The organism is Curtobacterium sp. AC273 (assembly GCF_979253735.1).
Genome location: NZ_CEEDDU010000014.1, coordinates 180,968 through 196,189, shown reverse-complemented (window position 1 = coordinate 196,189; position 15,222 = coordinate 180,968). Strand labels below are relative to the sequence as shown.

Below are 15,222 nucleotides of genomic sequence, written 5' to 3'. Positions count from 1 at the left end.
GATGCTCACCCGTCGACGCTACCGCCGCCGCCGGTGGCGCTGTGGTGCTGGTACTCGTCGAGGGAGCAGAAATCGTCGGGTTGCTGAGTCGGCCCGACGATTTCTGCTCCGTCAACGGGATCGACGCCCCGGCTACGCGGTGCGGGCGGTGCGGCGGCGGCGACGCACCACGAGCACCCCGGCGCCGGCGGCGGGAGCAGCAGCGCAGCCGCGATCCCGGCCGACAGGTCAGCGCCCGTGAAGGCGAGTTCCCCGGTGACCGGGTCGATCGCGATCGTCGTCCAGCCCAGCACCGTGCCGTCGGCTGCCGTCACCACGATGCGGTGGAGCCCTGCCGGGGCGTCCTGGGGGACGGTCGCCGAGACCGTGCCGTCCGCGGCGACCGTCACCGTTCCGAGCAGCGTCGGGGTCGAGAACATCCACACGCTGACGCGGTCACCGGCGTACCGGGTGCCGACGCCGATGGTGATCGTCGCTCCCGGGCGGGCCGAGGCCGGCGCGGACACCGAGCCGCGGTTGCCGTCGGTGAGCGACGACTCCGAGGGTGCGACCGGCGCGGACGGGGACGTCGGAACCGGGGTCGTCGGCGAGCCCGACGGCACGGGCGCGGGGGTCGGCACCGGCACCGGCGCGGGGGTCGGCTCGGGCGTCGGGCCCGGCGTCGGGGCAGGCGTCGGCTCCGGCGTCGGGCCGGGCGTCGGGGCAGGCGTCGGGCCGGTGCCCTCGTCCGTGCACGGTACAACCCCGTACGCAGCGAGAAGCCGTCGGTGTCGTTGTCGTCGGCGTAGAACGTGGCGCGGACCCCGTCGGTGCAGACGCCCGAGATCGCGAAGCCCTCGTTGGCCAGGGTGCGGACGGCCGGGGACGGCGCCTCGTGCACCGTCGTCGCCGTGAACGCCCCGTCCGTCACCTCGAACAGCGCCGTGCGGCCGGAGCACGCCTCGTCGCAGACCACCCAGAGCGCGTCCAGCGTCGGATCGAACTGCACGTCGGCCACCAGGTCGAACGGCGTCGCGATGGTGGCGACCCGCTGTGCGGAGCCGTCGTCCATCAGGGCGTAGGCGTACACGCTCGCGGTCCCCCGACCCCGACGAAGAACAGCCCGTCGCCGTGCCCGGCGTAGGTCGAGGGCACGTACGCCGCTCCGGTGTGCTCGTCCGCGAAGCCGTGCGCGGTGAGCCACGAGTCGGGGATCCAGGTGACGCCCTCGAGGCCGGAGTTCGCGCCGAGACCGGGGAAGTCCGCCGCGAGGTTCCACTCGTCCGTGGCGTTCAGCGTCGTCTGGGAGCCATCGGTCGTGGCGAAGCGCAGGACCGATGGGCGGCTCGTCTTCGACACGTCGTTGTCGCGCTCGGTGGAGACGTAGACCTGCACCGGGGTCGTCGGCCGTGACGGTCACGCCCTCGGCGTCGGGCGTGCCCGATCCGTCGGCGTAGTGCAGTTCCGTGCCGGCGGCGTTCGCCGGGCTCCAGCCGCCCTTCCCGTCGGAGGCGATGCGGTAGAGCAGCCCGTCACCGTTCTGCACGGCCCACAGCTGCCCGTCGGCCGAGGTCGGCGAGGTCGTCCAGTCGAGGCCGCTCAGGTCGCCCGTGAAGGTGTCCTCGTCGTCGAGCACGGTCTCGTCCGGGCCACCGGGCCAGGGCTCGGCGGTCACGACACCGGCGAAGCGGTTCGCCGTGCCCTGGTGGGCTCGGCGGTCTCGGCGAAGGCGCCGGTGCCGTCCGGGTTCCGGCCGTACGTCGTGGCGGCGTGGGCGGTCCAGGAGGTCGAGTCGACGAGCTCGCCCGCGCGGGTCGAACAGCCGCGCCGAGTCCGCCTTGCCGAGCCCGAAGCCGAAGTCCGCCTCGTCCAGCACGGTGAACGCACCGGGCGCCACCGTGGTGCCGGTCGGGATCGTGTACGCGTGGTCGGCGGTGTCCTCGCTGTCGCGCAGGACGTACCCGGCTAGTGACACCGCGGTCGTACCGGTGTTCGTCAGCTCGACCCAGTCGCCCGGGGTCCCGTCCTGCGACTCGACCTCGTTGATGCGGACCGGCGAGGAACAGTCGTTCGCCGCGCCCTTGGTCGAGGCGGTAGTGTCGACCAGCACGCCCGACCCGTCCGGGCAGCTGCCGTACGTCAGCGCGGCGTGCGCGGTCCACGAGTACCGCAGCGCCAGGTCGCCGTCGCGGTCGTACACCCGCACGGTGTCCGCGCCGCCGAGCCCGAAGTCGAGCCCGGGGGCGGTCGCCGACACCTGGTCGATCACGAAGTACCCGCCCGCGGCGATGCTCGACCCGGCCGGCAGGACGTACGCGTCGTGCGAGCTGTCGTCGTCGAGGAACGCGTACCCGGACAGGTCGATCGCGACGGCGCTCGTGTTCCGGAGCTCGACCCAGTCGGTGTCGTCGGCGTTCGACTCGACCTCGTTGACGACGAGGCCGTTCGCGTCGGTCGTCCCGACGGTGGGGTCGTCGTCACCGACGGCAGCGGTCGCGGGGGAGGCCGACATCACGCCGGCGGCGACGACGAGGCCGACCGCGACGGAGGCGACGGAGCGCAGGGCAGGGGAACGCATGCAGAGTCCTTCTCGGGCAGTTCGGGGGGGGGACCTGCACGACTGTTCAGCATCCGGGCGTCCGGACGGTGGCGTCGAGGTGAACGACAGGTGCTGCGCACGGCCGCCGGGAGGCGCGGCGCAGCCCCGCCCCGCAGGTCCGGTTCGACGGTGGTCGGGTCCACCGCGCCGCGGCGGCTCCCGGCTTCAGCGCCGGATAGGCAGGGCGCTCGCGCGCGGCGACAGCGCTGCGTCGAGCACGAGGCACGCCGCACCCACCGCGGCGACGTCCGCGCCGCGGTCGCTCTCGTCGACCACCACCGGGTGCTTCGGCACGAGCAACGGCGAGTCGACGATCGCCGCCCGTGCCGCGGGCAGCGCGGCACTCGACACCCGCGACCAGAACGGACCGCCGAACACCACGCGGTCCATGTCGAGCAGGTTCACGATGAGGACGACCGCGTTGCCCATGACCGCCCCGGCGTCCTCGGCGAGCCCGATCGCCGTCGGGTCCCCCGCGTCGATCGCCGCCGCCAGCTCGTCCCACGCGCGGTCGACCTCGGCCACCCCGTCGCCGGTGTCCGCGCCGGACAGGGCCAGTCCACGTGACCGGCCGATCTGCACGAGCCGGTCCGGCGCGACGGCGGCCCCGACCTCGCCGCGGGTCCCGGCGCTGTCCGGGGTCCCCGCGAGGGCGCCCTGGTCGACCATGATGTGCCCGGCGTCGCCCGCGTTCGACCCGACGCCGCGCACGGGCTCGTGGTCGACGACCAGGCCGACGCCGAACCCGGTGCCGAAGTACACGAAGGCGAAGTTCCGCGCCGAGGACTCCCCCGCCAGGAACATCTCGCCGACGACCGCGGCGGTGACGTCCTTCTCGAGCAGCACCGGGTAGCCGGTGGCCTCGGCGAGCGCATCGCGCAGGGACGTCCCGCCACCGCGGCAGGAACGGCGGATCGAGCACCACGCCGGCGTCGACGTCGATCGGGCCGGGGCTCGCGATGCCCACGCCGAGCACCGCGTCGACGTCGATCTCGGCGTCGGTGACGAGCCGGTCGACCGCCGTCGCGATGGTGCGGACGACCTCGGACGGGTCGTCGGCGGTGGGCGTCGAGGTCGTGGTCTCGGCGACGACGGTGCCGGCGAGGTCGAGCAGCACGTAGGTGACGACGGCCGGGTCGACGTGCACCCCGACGGCGTAGCGGCTGCCGGCCTCGAGCCGGAGGATGGTGCGGGGCTTGCCGCGACCGGACACGACCGTGCCCGACTCGGCGATCATCCCCGCCTCGATGAGGAACCGCGTGACGTTCGACACCGTCTGCGCGCTGAGGCCGGTGCGCGACGCGAGCTCCACGCGGCTGAGTCCGTCGGGCGAGCGGCGCACCGCGTCGAGCACGACGGTGCGGTTGAACCCGCTCGATCGACGGGAGGTTCGCCCCACGCCGATGTTCTGCCATGTCGCGACCATACCGCGCCGTCGGTGCAGCAACGGTGCGGTATCGGTCTCCCCGTCGCGCTGGCCCCGGACGGGTCGCACCGTTAGCCTGAGCGGCATGACGGACCTCCGCCTCGAAGAACTCTCCTGCCTCGACCGCTGCCGCGGCCAGCTCCCTCACGCTCAAGCCCGGGCAGGAGCAGTTCGTGCAGCCGACGACCTACGGCGTCGCGGAGTCCGACGTGAAGCCGAGCTCCGCGTGGACCCGTGTCGTGCTCGACGGCGACGACGTCGTCGGCATGATCATCGGCACCTTCGACCAGGACAACTCCGAGGAAGAACTGCGCAGCGCGATCTGGCGCGTGAACGTCTCCGCCACGGCGCAGGGCCGCGGTGTCGGGCGCTTCGCCGTGCACGGGCTGGCGGACGGCGGCGCAGCCGCGGGCTCGAGCGCCTGACCGTCGTGTACGAGCCCGGTGGCGACGACAGCCCCGAGGCGTTCTTCCGTGCCGTCGGGTTCGAGGTCGTCCGCGAGACCCAGTACGGCGACCACTTGCGTGGTCCTGACGCTCTAGCGGTGTCCGAGGACGACCCGGCCGACTTCGGGGCCGCCGTCGCCGAGGTCGTGCGGCTCATCCCGGCCGGACGCGTGATGACCTACGGGGACCGTCGCGGCAGCGCTCGGCTCCCGTGCGTCGCGCGCCGTCGGCAAGGTGATGGCCCACGAGGAGCCGACCTGCCGTGGTGCGCGTGGTCCGGTCCGGCGGACTGCCCCCCGGTCCACCACGAGGGCCGGGCGCACGAGCACTACCGCGCCGAGGGCACGCCGCTCGTGCAGGGGCCGTCGGCCTGGAGGATCGACATGCGTCGCGCGCGCTGGTCGCCCGCCACGATGCGGACGACCGTTCTGACCGCTCACGGATCGACACGGATCGGATCGACCCGGATCGGATCGACGCGGATCAGGCGTCGAACCGGGCGCCCTTCGGGTTCGAGGGCAGCAGGAACATGACGAACAGCACGAGCGATCCGATGCCGACCAGGATGTGCAGGAACTGCCAGAAGCCGGACAGGTTCGCGTCGTGCAGGCGTCGGGCGCCGAGGGCGAGCGAACCGATCAGGGTCACGAGCACCCACAGCATGAACAGGTAGGAGCCGACCGGGTTCTCGAGCACCGGGGTGTTCGGCGTGAACGCCTGCGGCACGAGCTGCAGCACGAGCCCGATGGCGAACGAGGTGATCCACCACCACCAGAACTCGGAGCGGGACGCCCGTCCGGTGAAGACCGTGTACTTCCGCCAGAACCGTCGGACGGCCTCGGCGAAGGGTGCCCCGTAGAAGGGGTCGCGCAGGGCGACGCCGCCGGGCTGCACGCTGTCGTTGCTCATGGGGCAAGCCAACCACGTCGATCGCGTGCATCGCGCCCGGACACGAACATCGCGCCCCGTGGTGACGGGGCGCGATGTTCGTCGCGGGTGCGGCAGGGCGGTCGTCCGAGGCGTTACACGAGCGAGTCGCGCCAGGCCGCGTGCAGCTGGGCGAACCGACCGGTGCCGGAGATGAGGTCCTCCGGTGTGCCGTCCTCGACGATCCGGCCGTACTCCATCACGAGCACCCGGTGGGCGATCGCGACGGTGGAGAGGCGGTGCGCGATGATCACGGCCGTCCGGTCCGCGAGCAGGGTCTCCAGGCCCTCTTGCACGAGCCGCTCGGACGGGATGTCGAGCGACGCCGTCGCCTCGTCGAGGATGAGCACCTTCGGGTCGGCGATGAACGCCCGCGCGAACGAGAGCAGCTGCCGCTGACCCGCCGAGACCCGACCACCGCGCTTGTTCACGTCGGTGTCGTACCCGTCGGGCAGCGCCATGATGAACTCGTGCGCGCCGACCGCCTTCGCCGACGCCTCGATCTCGGCGCGGGAGGCCCCCGGCTTGCCGAGCGCGATGTTGTCGGCGACGGTGCCGGAGAACAGGTACGCCTCCTGCGTGACCATGACGATCGCGCGGCGCATGTCCTTCGGGTCGATCTCGCGCAGGTCCACCCCGTCGAGCTGCACGGACCCTGCGAGGGGTCGTAGAAGCGCGCCATGAGCTTCGCGAGCGTCGACTTGCCGGCACCGGTGGACCCGACGAGCGCGATGGTCTGCCCCGCCGGGATGTGCAGGTCGAACTCGGGAGCACGACCTTGCCCTTGTTGTAGGCGAACACGACGTCGTCGAAGTCCATCTTGCCGGAGGCGTCGGTGACCTTCACCGGCTTCGCGGGGTCCGGCACGCTCGGCCGTTCCTCGAGCACGCCGGAGATCTTCTCCATCGCCGCGGACGCCGACTGGTACCCGTTGTAGAACATCGCGAGTTCCTGCGCGGGGTCGAAGAAGCGCTTGGCGTACAGCGCGACCGCGAGCAGCGCGCCGACCTCGAGCGTCCCGCCGACGATGCGGAAGCCGCCGACGATGACGACCGCCGCGAGCGTGGCGTTGCCGATCAGGACGAGGACCGGGTCGAACGTGCCGAACAGGTTGAACACCTTGGTGTTCGCGACCCGGTAGTCCTCGACGAAGCCGCCGTACTCGTCGCGGTTGCGGGACTCCTTGCGGAACGCCTGCACCGCCCGGATGCCGGTCTGTCTCGACGAAGTGCACGATCACGCGCGCCGAGGTGACCCGGGTGGCCCGGAACAGCGTCTGCGAGTTCTTCTGGAACCAGCGGATCAGGAACCAGGCGGCACGAGCGACACCGCGAGCACGAGGCCGGACGTCGGGTCGAGCAGCACCAGGGCCACGGCGGTGAACACCATGTAGAGCACGCCCTGGATGAGCTGGTTCAAGCCGGAGTCGAGGAGCTCCCGGATGGAGTCGAGGTCACTCGTCTGGCGGGAGATGATCCGACCGGACGTGTAGGTCTCGTGGAACTCGAGCGACAGCCGCTGCGTGTGCAGGGACACCCGCTTGCGCAGGTCGAACAGGATCGCCTGGCTGATCCGCGCCGCGAGCCACGTGTACCAGGGCGGTCGAGCACCGCACCGAGGACGGCGACGACGATGTGACGTCGCGACGACCGCGAACGCCGGCACCCATCGTTCCGGTCGAGCACCGCCGGCAGGGCGTTGTCGATCCCCACGCGATGAGCGCCGGCCCTCGCGACGGTACCCGCCGTGGAGACGACCACGACGATGCCGAGCAGCACCAGGCGCAGCTTGAGCGGGGCCGCGAGGGAACCGAGCAGGGCGAGGGAGCCGAGCGCCGCAGGCGCTTTTGCTGCCTCCGCCTTGGTGAAGTCCTCACGCTCCTCGCCGCGCACGCCCAGGGTGGTGATCGATGCAGTGACGGGCGCGGCAGAGGCGTGTCGGCGATGTCGTCGACGACGGGATCCGCGCCTCCAGGCCCGGCCGACGTGTCGACCGGCAGGTTCTTCTCCTGCTGGCTCATGCCATCGCCTCCTCTCGTGCGGTGGCGTCGTCCTCGTCGAGCGACGAGATGACGTAGCGGTAGTGGTCGTTGGTGGCCATCAGCTCCCAGTGTGGTGCCGACGCAGACGGTGACGACGCCGTTCTCCACGAGTGCGACGCGGTCCGCGGGCGATCACCGTCGACGGACGGTAGCGCCACGATGAGCGACGTGGTCTCGCGAGGACGCGGCGGAGACCCGCCTCGACCCGCGCCTCGGTGTCGACGTCGAGCGCGGACAGCGGGTCGTCGAGGACGAGCACCGACGGCCGGGCCGCGATCGCACGGGCGAGGGTGCGAGTCGCTGCCGCTGCCCACCGACAGGGACAGTCCACTCTTCCCCGACCCGGGTGTCGACGCCGTCGGGCAGGTCGTCCACGAACGAGGCCTGCGCGATGTCGAGCACCTCGCGCATCAGGGCGTCCGCCTCGGCACCGGTACGTCCGGGCGACCGAGCAGCACGTTCTCACGCACCATCGTCGAGGAACAGGGTGGCGTCCTCGAAGGCGACGCCGACGTGGCGGCGCAGCTCCTCGCGGGTGAGGTCACGGATGTCGACCCCGTCGATCGTCACCGAGCCCACCGGTCACGTCGTGCTGCCGCGGCAACAGCGACAGCAGCGTGGTCTTGCCGCAGCCGGTGAGTCCGATAGGCGCCATCGTCTCGCCCGGCTCGACTGCCAGGCTCGACCCCGTTGATCAGGTCGGGGTACCTGCGGCGCGGAGTCCTGGTACCGGAAGTGCACCGCGTTGAACGACAGCGCACCGTGCGGCTCGGCGATCGTCTTCGGGTGCTCGGGGTCCGTGATCGTCGTTCTCGGAGTCCATCACCTCGAAGAAGCGGTCGACCGCCGTGCGGGTGTCGAACGTCATCGAGAGCAGGAAGCCGATCGACTCGATCGGGAACCGCGGCACCGTCGCGGTCGCGAAGAACGCGAACAGCTTGCCCACCACGGACAGCTAGCCCTGCGACGCGAGGTAGATGCCCGCGAGGAGACACAGCGCGAACGCGACGTCCGGCACGAGCAGCAGCCACAGCCAGATGCTCGCGATGGCCTTCGCCTTCTTGATCTCGGTGCCGCGGAGCGCCTCGGCCTGCTCGCTGAACTCCTCGAGCTTGTGGCCGCCGCGACCGAACGCCTTGAGCACGCGGATGCCGTGCACCAGCTGATCGACGGACGCTCGTCGAGGTCTCCACCTGGTCCTGGCTGGGGCGGCGCGCGACGACGGAGTACCGGCGTTCGAACAGCAGTCCCGTTGATCCAGAGCGGGATCTGGGCCGCGATGAGGAAGATCAGGCCGAGCAGCCACCCGAGGTGAACAGCACGACGAAGCCGACGACGATCGTGACGATGTTGACGACGAGCAGGACGACGCCGAACGCCAGCCAGCGGCGGATGAGCGACAGGTCGGAGACCGACCGGGACAGCAGGCACAGTTCCGACTCCCAGCGGTCGTGGAACGCCACCGGCAGGTCCTGGCAGCTTCGCGTAGAACGCGTTCCCGCATGCTCGTCTCGATGCGGCTCGACGGGCGCATCACCGTGCGGCGGCGCGAGGCGATGAAGAACGCCTCGAGGATGCCGAGGGCGAGCACGCCGAGGCCGGCCGGCCAGATCTGCGCGGAGTCGCTTCGAGGACAGCGGGCCGTCGACGAGCCACTGCAGGACGTGGCAGGGGATCGCGAGCGCGACGAAGAGGGAGGCTCCCATCGCCGCGGCCATGCCGGCGATGAGGCGGCCCTTGTAGGGCTTCACGTAGGTAGGAATCTGCGCGATCGCGCGGAAGGTCGATGGGCGGTCGGTGGACGGGCGCGCCTGGTCTGGCGTCTTGGACATGCGGTTGCGTCCTCGTGCGTCGTGCCGGGAGCCTGCGGCCGGGAGCCGCTGTCGCGGCAGGTCCGGTCTGGAGGCCGGTGTCCGTGCGTGGTGGTCGTCGGCCGAGAGGTCAGGTCGGGCGCGACCCGGGCCGGGGCCCACCCTGGTCGGAAAAGCGCTGCGGTCGCGTCGCGGTCGCCCGCCGCCGCTGGTCGAGCGGCGTCGGTTCGGTCGGAGTGTACCGGGAGACAGTCGTCCCCCGGTTCAGGCGTGGGCTCGCGCGGGCCCGTGGCTTCCAGTGTCGTCGGCCGAGCCGGCGATCGGCCGTCCGGTGGCTGTGAGACAGCCTACGCGGACAGCGGTGCCGTGACGGCGGGCGCACCCCGGTACGGGTGCGGCGGACGGCCGGCTCGGCCGGGGCGGGTCTCGTGTGACGAGCGCACCCCCGAACGGTCGTGCATCAGGAGCGGTCCCCACGAGGGACACGACATCCGCACGGGCATCCGTCGCCACGATTCCGGTCGTCGTGTTCATCGTCACTCCAGTCGTCGTCTTCGTCACCGTTGTGTCCGCGGTGCCGCCGACCCGTGGTGTTCCTGTGGTGCGGGGCCGTCGGCGTGCCTGTCGCGGAGCCTTACAGACTATTCACAGTGACTCTCAACGCGCAATAGGGTGCCGGACATTCCCACAACGGATGGACGAAATCCGGAGCGCCCGACCAGACGGCCGGGTCGCCGGAGCCACCGCCCACCGGCCACCGGCCACCGGCCACCGCGTCCAGTGGAAAAGTGCCACTCGCCCGTGAAGTACATCGTCACGCCCGCTGCCGTCGCGGCGGCGATGACCTCGTCGTCGCGGACGCTGCCACCCGGCTGCGCCACCGCGCGGACCCCAGCGTCGAGGAGCACCTGTAGCCCGTCGGCGAACGGGAAGAACGCGTCCGAGGCGGCGACGCTCCCGCGGCACGCTCGCCCGCACGGGTCACCGCGAGGTGGCACGCGTCGACCCGGTTGACCTGCCCCATGCCGACCCCGACGCTCGCGCCCTGGTTCGCGAGCAGGATCGCGTTCGACTTCACCGCACGGCTCGCCTTCCACGCGAACGCCAGGTCGGCGAGGGTCTGGTCGATCCGCCGGCTCGCCAGCGACGAGGTTCCACGATCGACTGGTCGAAGCCGGTGAAGCGGTCGGCACGTCCTGCACGAGGCGGAAGCCACCGGAGATCTGCTTGACCTCGCGCGGGGCGAGGGCGAAGTCGGCGGGCAGCGTGAGCAGGCGGATGTTCTTCTTGCGGGACAGGATCTCGACGGCCTCGGGGTCGAACGCCGGCGCGACGACGACCTCGGTGAAGATGTCCTTCACCATCTCGGCCATGCCGACCGTCACCGGCGGCTCGGCCGCGATCACGCCACCGAAGGCGGACAGCGGGTCGCAGGCGTGGGCCGAGGCGTGCGCCGAGGCCGATCGGGTCGACGGCGTCCGGCGGACGCGATCGCGATGCCGGCACGGGTTGGCGTGCTTGATGATCGCGACGGCGAGGCCGTCGAAGTCGTACGCGGCACGGACGGCGGCGTCGGCGTCGACGTAGTTGTTGTACGACATCTCCTTGCCGTGCAGCTGCGTCGCCTGGGCGATCCCGGTGCCACCCTCGCTCGTGTAGAAGGCGCAGCCGCCTGGTGCGCGTTCTCGCCGTAGCGGAGCGTGCTGGACAGGTCGGCGGTGACGGCAAGGTGCTCGTCGAAGGCCCCGGGCGTCTCGATGTCACGCACCTTGGTCGTCGGCTCGGCGGCGGCAGCGGCGACCACGTCGCTCGCGAAGTACGACGCGACCGCGTTGTGGTACGCGGCGGTGTGCGCGAAGGCCTGCGCGGCGAGGCGCTTCCCGGAGCTCGAGCGTGGTACCACCGGCCGGACGGCCTCGACGACCTCGGCGTAGGACCCGGGCGACACGACGATCGCCACGTTCGGGTGGTTCTTCGCCGACGCGCGGACCATCGCCGGGGCCGCCGATGCCGACGTTCTCGACCACGGTCGCGGTGTCGGCGCCGGCGGCCACCGTCTCGACGAACGGGTAGAGGTTGACGACCACCGAGCTGGAACGGCTCGATGCCGAGCTCGCCGAGCTGCTGCTCGTGCGACTCGAGACGGAGGTCGGCCAGCAGCCCGGCGTGCACCGACGGGTGCAGCGTCTTCACACGGCCGTCGAGGGACTCCGGGAAGCCCGTCACGGAAGCGACGTCGGTCACCGCGAACCCGGCGTCACGGATGGTCTGCGCCGTGGAACCGGTCGACACGATCTCGACACCGGACTCGGCGAGTGCCAGGCAGCTCGAGCAGCCCGGACTTGTCGCTCACCGAGATGAGCGCCTGCCGCACGGGGACGGTGTCCCGGTCGCGGTACAGGCTGGGGTCGGCTGCGTGCACGCTCATGCGCTCGGGGGTGCCCTTCAGGTCGGTGGTGCCGTTGGCGATGTCGAGGATGGTCTGGATGAGCAGGGCGTCGCTCGACGGGCTTGATGCGGTCGTGCAGCGTCGACTCCGGAGTCGCCCGGCAGCACCGGGACGCGTTCCTGCGCCAGGATCGGGCCGCTGTCGACGCCGTCGTCGACCTTGATCACGCTGGCGCCGGTCTCGTTCACCCCGGCCGCGAGGGCGTCCCGCACGCCGTGGGCGCCGGGGAACTCGGGCAGGTACGCGGGTGCGGGTAGTTGATGATCGCGGGGCCGAACTCGGACCCACCACCGCGGGCGGCAGCAGGCGCATGAGGCCGGACAGCACCAGGAGGTCCGGCGTCCACGGTCGGATCTGCGCGGCCAGCTCGCGGCCCCACTCCTCGCGCGAGTCGAACCGCGAGAACGGCACCGTGAAGGTCGGGATCGAGTACTCCTCGCCCAGCTGGAGCCCCTCGGCGTCGCGGTCGGCACCGATGGCGACGACCCGGGCGGGGTACTCCGCGTCGAGGGTCGCGTCGAGCAGGGCCCGGAGGTTCGAGCCGGCACCGGAGATCAGGACGACCAGTTCGAGCACGGGACCAACCTCTACCGGGCCGGTCGTCGTGCGACGGCGGTTCTGCCGATCGGCGCTACCGGTCGCCCTTCCGGACGCCGCCACCACGGCAGTTCTTCGTCAGGGATCTGGTCGGTCGCGTCCCACTTCGGAGTCCCGACGGCGCGGCCTGGGGGCGCACGCGTCCGGCTCGGGAGCGTCCTCGTCCACGTCGTCGCGTCCCGCCACGAACTCCTCGGTGCTCCACGGGAACGCCGGCTGCGCCTCGGTGCCGGGAGCGGTCGGCAGGAGGTTCCGCGTCAGCGGGGCGGTGGTCGTCGCGTTCGGCGTCGGCACCGGTCACGCGGTCGCGGAGCTTCACCGAAGCCCGCTCGCGCACCCCGTCCGCCGCGCCGCGCAGCCGGTCGCGGATCGCGCCGGCCGGTTCCGCCACGTGCGGGTCGCGGGGCATCGGCGACGCGGTCCGCCGCCACGACGTCGGTGCGCGCCCAGTCCGGCAGGGCGACGTCGGCATCGGGATCGGCATCAGCACCAGCGCCCGCACCGGCACCGGCACCGGCGTCCGTGTCGGCGGTCGGCCTGGAGGCACGGCTCGCCTCCCGACCGCTCGGCGGGCTCCGCCACGCGGCCGGTCCCGGCGGCGATCGGGACCGCCCGGCAGGTCGCGCCCCGCCCTTCGGCACCTCGGGATCGTCGTCATCGCCGATCGGCTCGGTGGGCTGGTCGACGGTCGTCGGCGACCCTCGTCGCGCGGCCGGCTCGGTCGCGCCGTGGGTCTCCTCGACCACGAACCGGTGCACGTTCGTCGTCCGACCGGCCCCGGCCTGGTCGAGCGCGGCGAGCAGCGATCCTCGTGCTCGGCGACCGCGTCGTCGGTCTCGTCCTCGGACTCGTGCCAGCGCTCGCGGCCCCAGCCGCGTTCGGGCATCCGGACCAGGTCGCTCCCGGCAGCGAGCGCCACGACCGCCGGCAGCCCGACCTCGAGGGCGGCGAAGGCCCCCACCACGAGCGCGTACGGGCCGACGTCGGCGAGCCGACCGGGGCCGAACGAGCCGGAGGTGAGCCAGGCGACGAGGCCCGCGAGCACGCCGGCGACCAGACCGGCGGCGACGCCACCGAGCGCCCGGTGCAGGGCCGAGTTCGCCCTGCCGAGGGCCGCCACGAGCAGCGGGCGCAGGAGACCACCGGCGGCGAACCCGGCGACGACGGGCACGAGCACCCAGACCAGCCCGAACGTGTGGCCGGACGCCGGCAGTGCGCCGAACACCGGCAGGCCCGGGATCGGCCCGAGGATGGTGCCGATCGGGGACACGCTCGACCCGGTGCCGATCGTGAAGCCGGGGCCGACCAGCCACGAGGTCGCCCAGCCGACGAAGTCCGGCAGGAACGCGAGCTGCCCGACCGTGAGCGCGATGCCGCCGACGATGCCGGCGTGCGACCGCTCGTAGAGCGAGATGACCTCGGCGAACGAGGTGAAGAGCAGGAGCGCGACGACGACCCCGGCAACGGCGACGACCGCCGCGGTGGCCACGGTCCTCGCGCGGAGTCCGAACGCCGCCACCGCGCGCCACGTCGCCGGGACCCGGTCGAGCAGGTCCAGCACGCGCTGCGTGAGCACGTCGGCGGGCAGGCCGCGCCGACGACGGCAGGAACCTCGGAGGTCGCGAGCGCCGGGATCCCGAACCAGAGCGCCGGCAGGACGACGGCCAGCCAGGATCGTCGGCTGCGTGGCCGCGGACCGGGTCGACAGCGCGACCAGGAGCCCGAGGGCCGCGACGACCACCGTGCCGACCAGGAGGCCCGTCGTCCGGTGCTCGGTCTCTGGCGAACCGCTCGGCCGGCACGTGGCGGCGAGCCAGGCCGTCACGATCGCGAAGCCCAGCGCCGCGAGCGTGACGTGGATCGGGTCGGCGGCAACCGCTCACCCCGGAGGACTTCGCCAGCGCGGCCCCGAGCAGGAACGACACGTCGACGCCGTGCCCGACGAGCCAGACGCTGCCCGTGGCCTTCCAGAAGACGTCCCAGTCGATCTGCAGGCCGTACTCGAAGCCCCAGAGCAGGGTCAGCGGGACCAGGGCGATCCAGAGGCCGACGCCGACCGTCACGACCGCCTCGATCGCGGCGAGCAGTGCGGTTCCCAGGCGGTTCATCGCAGCGAGGATTACGTGGCGGATGCGCAGCGCCGGGGTGAGCCGCGCGGTGTCACCGCAGGACGGTCGTGTCCTGCACCTCGATCTCGTCGCGCATCCCCCAGCCCGTCCGGACAAAGGTGGCGATGGCGTACCAGCGGAGCACGCGGAGCACCGTCGAAGCCCCCAGACGGCCGCGAACGGCGCGGTGGCGAGGGTCAGCACCCGCTGCGCTTTGCGCTCTGGTCCGGGAGCGCACGACCAGGGCGTACCGCAGCACGGCGGAGACGTACAGCGCGACCGCCGCGGCGAGTCCGCTGCGATCATCCTCCAGTCGAACAGCGTGCCGTCGACGACGAGGGCCACGAGTGTCGCGGTGACCAGGGCGTAGAGCACCCACTCGACGAGTTGCAACCAGTACGCGGCCCGGTCGAGCGGCAGGTAGCGCATCCGCCAGATCGACCGGATGATCGAACCGCGCATCCACCGGAGCTGCTGCCGGACGTGGTAGTCGAAGCCGGTCGGCATCAGCGTGAAGGCGAAGCAGTCCTCCCGTTGGACCCACGTCCCGGCGGAGCGCGAAGAGGGTGAGCATGCTGTCGTCCGAGAACTGGACGGGACGACCGAGGATCGTCTCGCCGAGGTACGCGTCGACGTTGTCCCGGACCACGGCCGCCCGGTACAGCGCGCACCCGCCCGAGTTCACCATGACCGCACGGAAGCGCGAGGAAGGCCGATCGGCTCGAACAGCTGGAGACCGAGACACGAGACGTCCATCCACCGGGCGAGCAGGCTGCCGCGGTAGTTCGTGGTGAGGATGAGCGCTGCGACGGACTGCACCTTCGGGTCCGCGCGAACGG

The 15,222-nt window shown here is 72.0% G+C and carries 12 protein-coding genes and 6 pseudogenes; 2 read left to right on the top strand and 16 right to left on the bottom strand.

Translation table 11 applies throughout. The annotated features are described in order from the left end of the window. Nucleotides 1–5: 5 nt before the first annotated feature. The 3 genes from ACZ8AI_RS22245 to ACZ8AI_RS22235 form a co-directional block, all read right to left on the bottom strand. Nucleotides 6–419 carry a hypothetical protein gene (locus tag ACZ8AI_RS22245; RefSeq protein ID WP_464859866.1) on the bottom strand — a complete coding sequence of 138 codons (414 nt, stop codon included), beginning with the start codon at nt 417–419 and terminating at the stop codon, nt 6–8. Further along, a complete protein-coding gene (locus tag ACZ8AI_RS22240) occupies nt 386–2,557 on the bottom strand; it encodes a lamin tail domain-containing protein (RefSeq protein WP_464859865.1) in 2,172 nt (723 codons plus the stop codon). Before ACZ8AI_RS22240 ends, ACZ8AI_RS22245 begins: the two co-directional genes overlap by 34 nt. Before the next feature lie 186 nt (nt 2,558–2,743). Next, nucleotides 2,744–3,424, bottom strand: coding sequence for an ROK family protein (locus ACZ8AI_RS22235; RefSeq protein ID WP_464859864.1), 681 nt, complete (start codon nt 3,422–3,424; stop codon nt 2,744–2,746). A gap of 113 nt (nt 3,425–3,537) precedes the next feature. Between ACZ8AI_RS22235 and ACZ8AI_RS22230 the strand changes: the two genes are divergently transcribed. After that, the gene (locus tag ACZ8AI_RS22230; protein WP_464859863.1) at nt 3,538–3,699 is read left to right on the top strand and encodes a hypothetical protein; all 162 of its coding nucleotides are present in this window, start codon (nt 3,538–3,540) and stop codon (nt 3,697–3,699) included. A 390-nt stretch (nt 3,700–4,089) separates the two neighbouring features. Beyond that, nucleotides 4,090–4,521, top strand: a pseudogene (locus tag ACZ8AI_RS22225) (GNAT family N-acetyltransferase); the annotation flags it as partial. A gap of 412 nt (nt 4,522–4,933) precedes the next feature. On the opposite strand, the gene ACZ8AI_RS22220 reads toward ACZ8AI_RS22225, so the two are convergent. From ACZ8AI_RS22220 to ACZ8AI_RS22160, 13 genes and pseudogenes are all read right to left on the bottom strand, one after another. Continuing rightward, nucleotides 4,934–5,359, bottom strand: coding sequence for a DUF805 domain-containing protein (locus ACZ8AI_RS22220; RefSeq protein WP_071292141.1), 426 nt, complete (start codon nt 5,357–5,359; stop codon nt 4,934–4,936). Between the two features lie 113 nt (nt 5,360–5,472). Further along, nucleotides 5,473–6,110, bottom strand: a pseudogene (locus ACZ8AI_RS22215) (ABC transporter ATP-binding protein). A 290-nt stretch (nt 6,111–6,400) separates the two neighbouring features. Further along, a pseudogene (locus ACZ8AI_RS22210) lies at nt 6,401–6,913 on the bottom strand (ABC transporter transmembrane domain-containing protein); the annotation flags it as partial. A 480-nt stretch (nt 6,914–7,393) separates the two neighbouring features. Next, entirely contained in the window at nt 7,394–7,732 is a 339-nt protein-coding gene (locus ACZ8AI_RS22205) for a hypothetical protein (protein ID WP_464859862.1), read from the bottom strand. A gap of 227 nt (nt 7,733–7,959) precedes the next feature. Continuing rightward, the gene (locus tag ACZ8AI_RS22200) at nt 7,960–8,073 is read right to left on the bottom strand and encodes a hypothetical protein (RefSeq protein WP_464859861.1); all 114 of its coding nucleotides are present in this window, start codon (nt 8,071–8,073) and stop codon (nt 7,960–7,962) included. A gap of 39 nt (nt 8,074–8,112) precedes the next feature. Beyond that, complete coding sequence (locus ACZ8AI_RS22195; protein WP_464859860.1) at nt 8,113–8,364, bottom strand: hypothetical protein; 252 nt, start codon at nt 8,362–8,364, stop codon at nt 8,113–8,115. 9 nt (nt 8,365–8,373) lie between these two features. Beyond that, nucleotides 8,374–8,577 (bottom strand): hypothetical protein, encoded by a 204-nt coding sequence (locus ACZ8AI_RS22190; protein WP_464859859.1) that lies wholly within the window; start codon nt 8,575–8,577, stop codon nt 8,374–8,376. Between the two features lie 130 nt (nt 8,578–8,707). Then, the gene (locus ACZ8AI_RS22185; RefSeq protein ID WP_464859858.1) at nt 8,708–9,250 is read right to left on the bottom strand and encodes a hypothetical protein; all 543 of its coding nucleotides are present in this window, start codon (nt 9,248–9,250) and stop codon (nt 8,708–8,710) included. Between the two features lie 764 nt (nt 9,251–10,014). Beyond that, nucleotides 10,015–11,657 (bottom strand): annotated as a pseudogene (gene purH / locus ACZ8AI_RS22180) (bifunctional phosphoribosylaminoimidazolecarboxamide formyltransferase/IMP cyclohydrolase); the annotation flags it as partial. 15 nt (nt 11,658–11,672) lie between these two features. Next, a pseudogene (gene purN, locus ACZ8AI_RS22175) lies at nt 11,673–12,254 on the bottom strand (phosphoribosylglycinamide formyltransferase); the annotation flags it as partial. A gap of 55 nt (nt 12,255–12,309) precedes the next feature. Next, nucleotides 12,310–14,139: pseudogene (locus ACZ8AI_RS22170) on the bottom strand (cell division protein PerM); the annotation flags it as partial. Between the two features lie 296 nt (nt 14,140–14,435). Further along, a complete protein-coding gene (locus tag ACZ8AI_RS22165; RefSeq protein ID WP_464859938.1) occupies nt 14,436–15,071 on the bottom strand; it encodes a hypothetical protein in 636 nt (211 codons plus the stop codon). Beyond that, nucleotides 15,065–15,202 (bottom strand): hypothetical protein, encoded by a 138-nt coding sequence (locus ACZ8AI_RS22160; protein WP_464859937.1) that lies wholly within the window; start codon nt 15,200–15,202, stop codon nt 15,065–15,067. Before ACZ8AI_RS22160 ends, ACZ8AI_RS22165 begins: the two co-directional genes overlap by 7 nt. Between the last annotated feature and the right edge of the window lie 20 nt (nt 15,203–15,222).

Bases quoted from the DNA above. Each gene is read 5' to 3' on its own strand.
- ACZ8AI_RS22240 (WP_464859865.1), bottom strand. From the start codon at position 2,557: ATGCGTTCCCCTGCCCTGCGCTCCGTCGCCTCCGTCGCGGTCGGCCTC.
- ACZ8AI_RS22220 (WP_071292141.1), bottom strand. From the start codon at position 5,359: ATGAGCAACGACAGCGTGCAGCCCGGCGGCGTCGCCCTGCGCGACCCC.
- ACZ8AI_RS22185 (WP_464859858.1), bottom strand. From the start codon at position 9,250: ATGTCCAAGACGCCAGACCAGGCGCGCCCGTCCACCGACCGCCCATCG.
- ACZ8AI_RS22245 (WP_464859866.1), bottom strand. From the start codon at position 419: ATGTTCTCGACCCCGACGCTGCTCGGAACGGTGACGGTCGCCGCGGAC.
- ACZ8AI_RS22200 (WP_464859861.1), bottom strand. From the start codon at position 8,073: ATGGCGCCTATCGGACTCACCGGCTGCGGCAAGACCACGCTGCTGTCG.
- ACZ8AI_RS22165 (WP_464859938.1), bottom strand. From the start codon at position 15,071: ATGGTGAACTCGGGCGGGTGCGCGCTGTACCGGGCGGCCGTGGTCCGG.
- ACZ8AI_RS22230 (WP_464859863.1), top strand. From the start codon at position 3,538: ATGCCCACGCCGAGCACCGCGTCGACGTCGATCTCGGCGTCGGTGACG.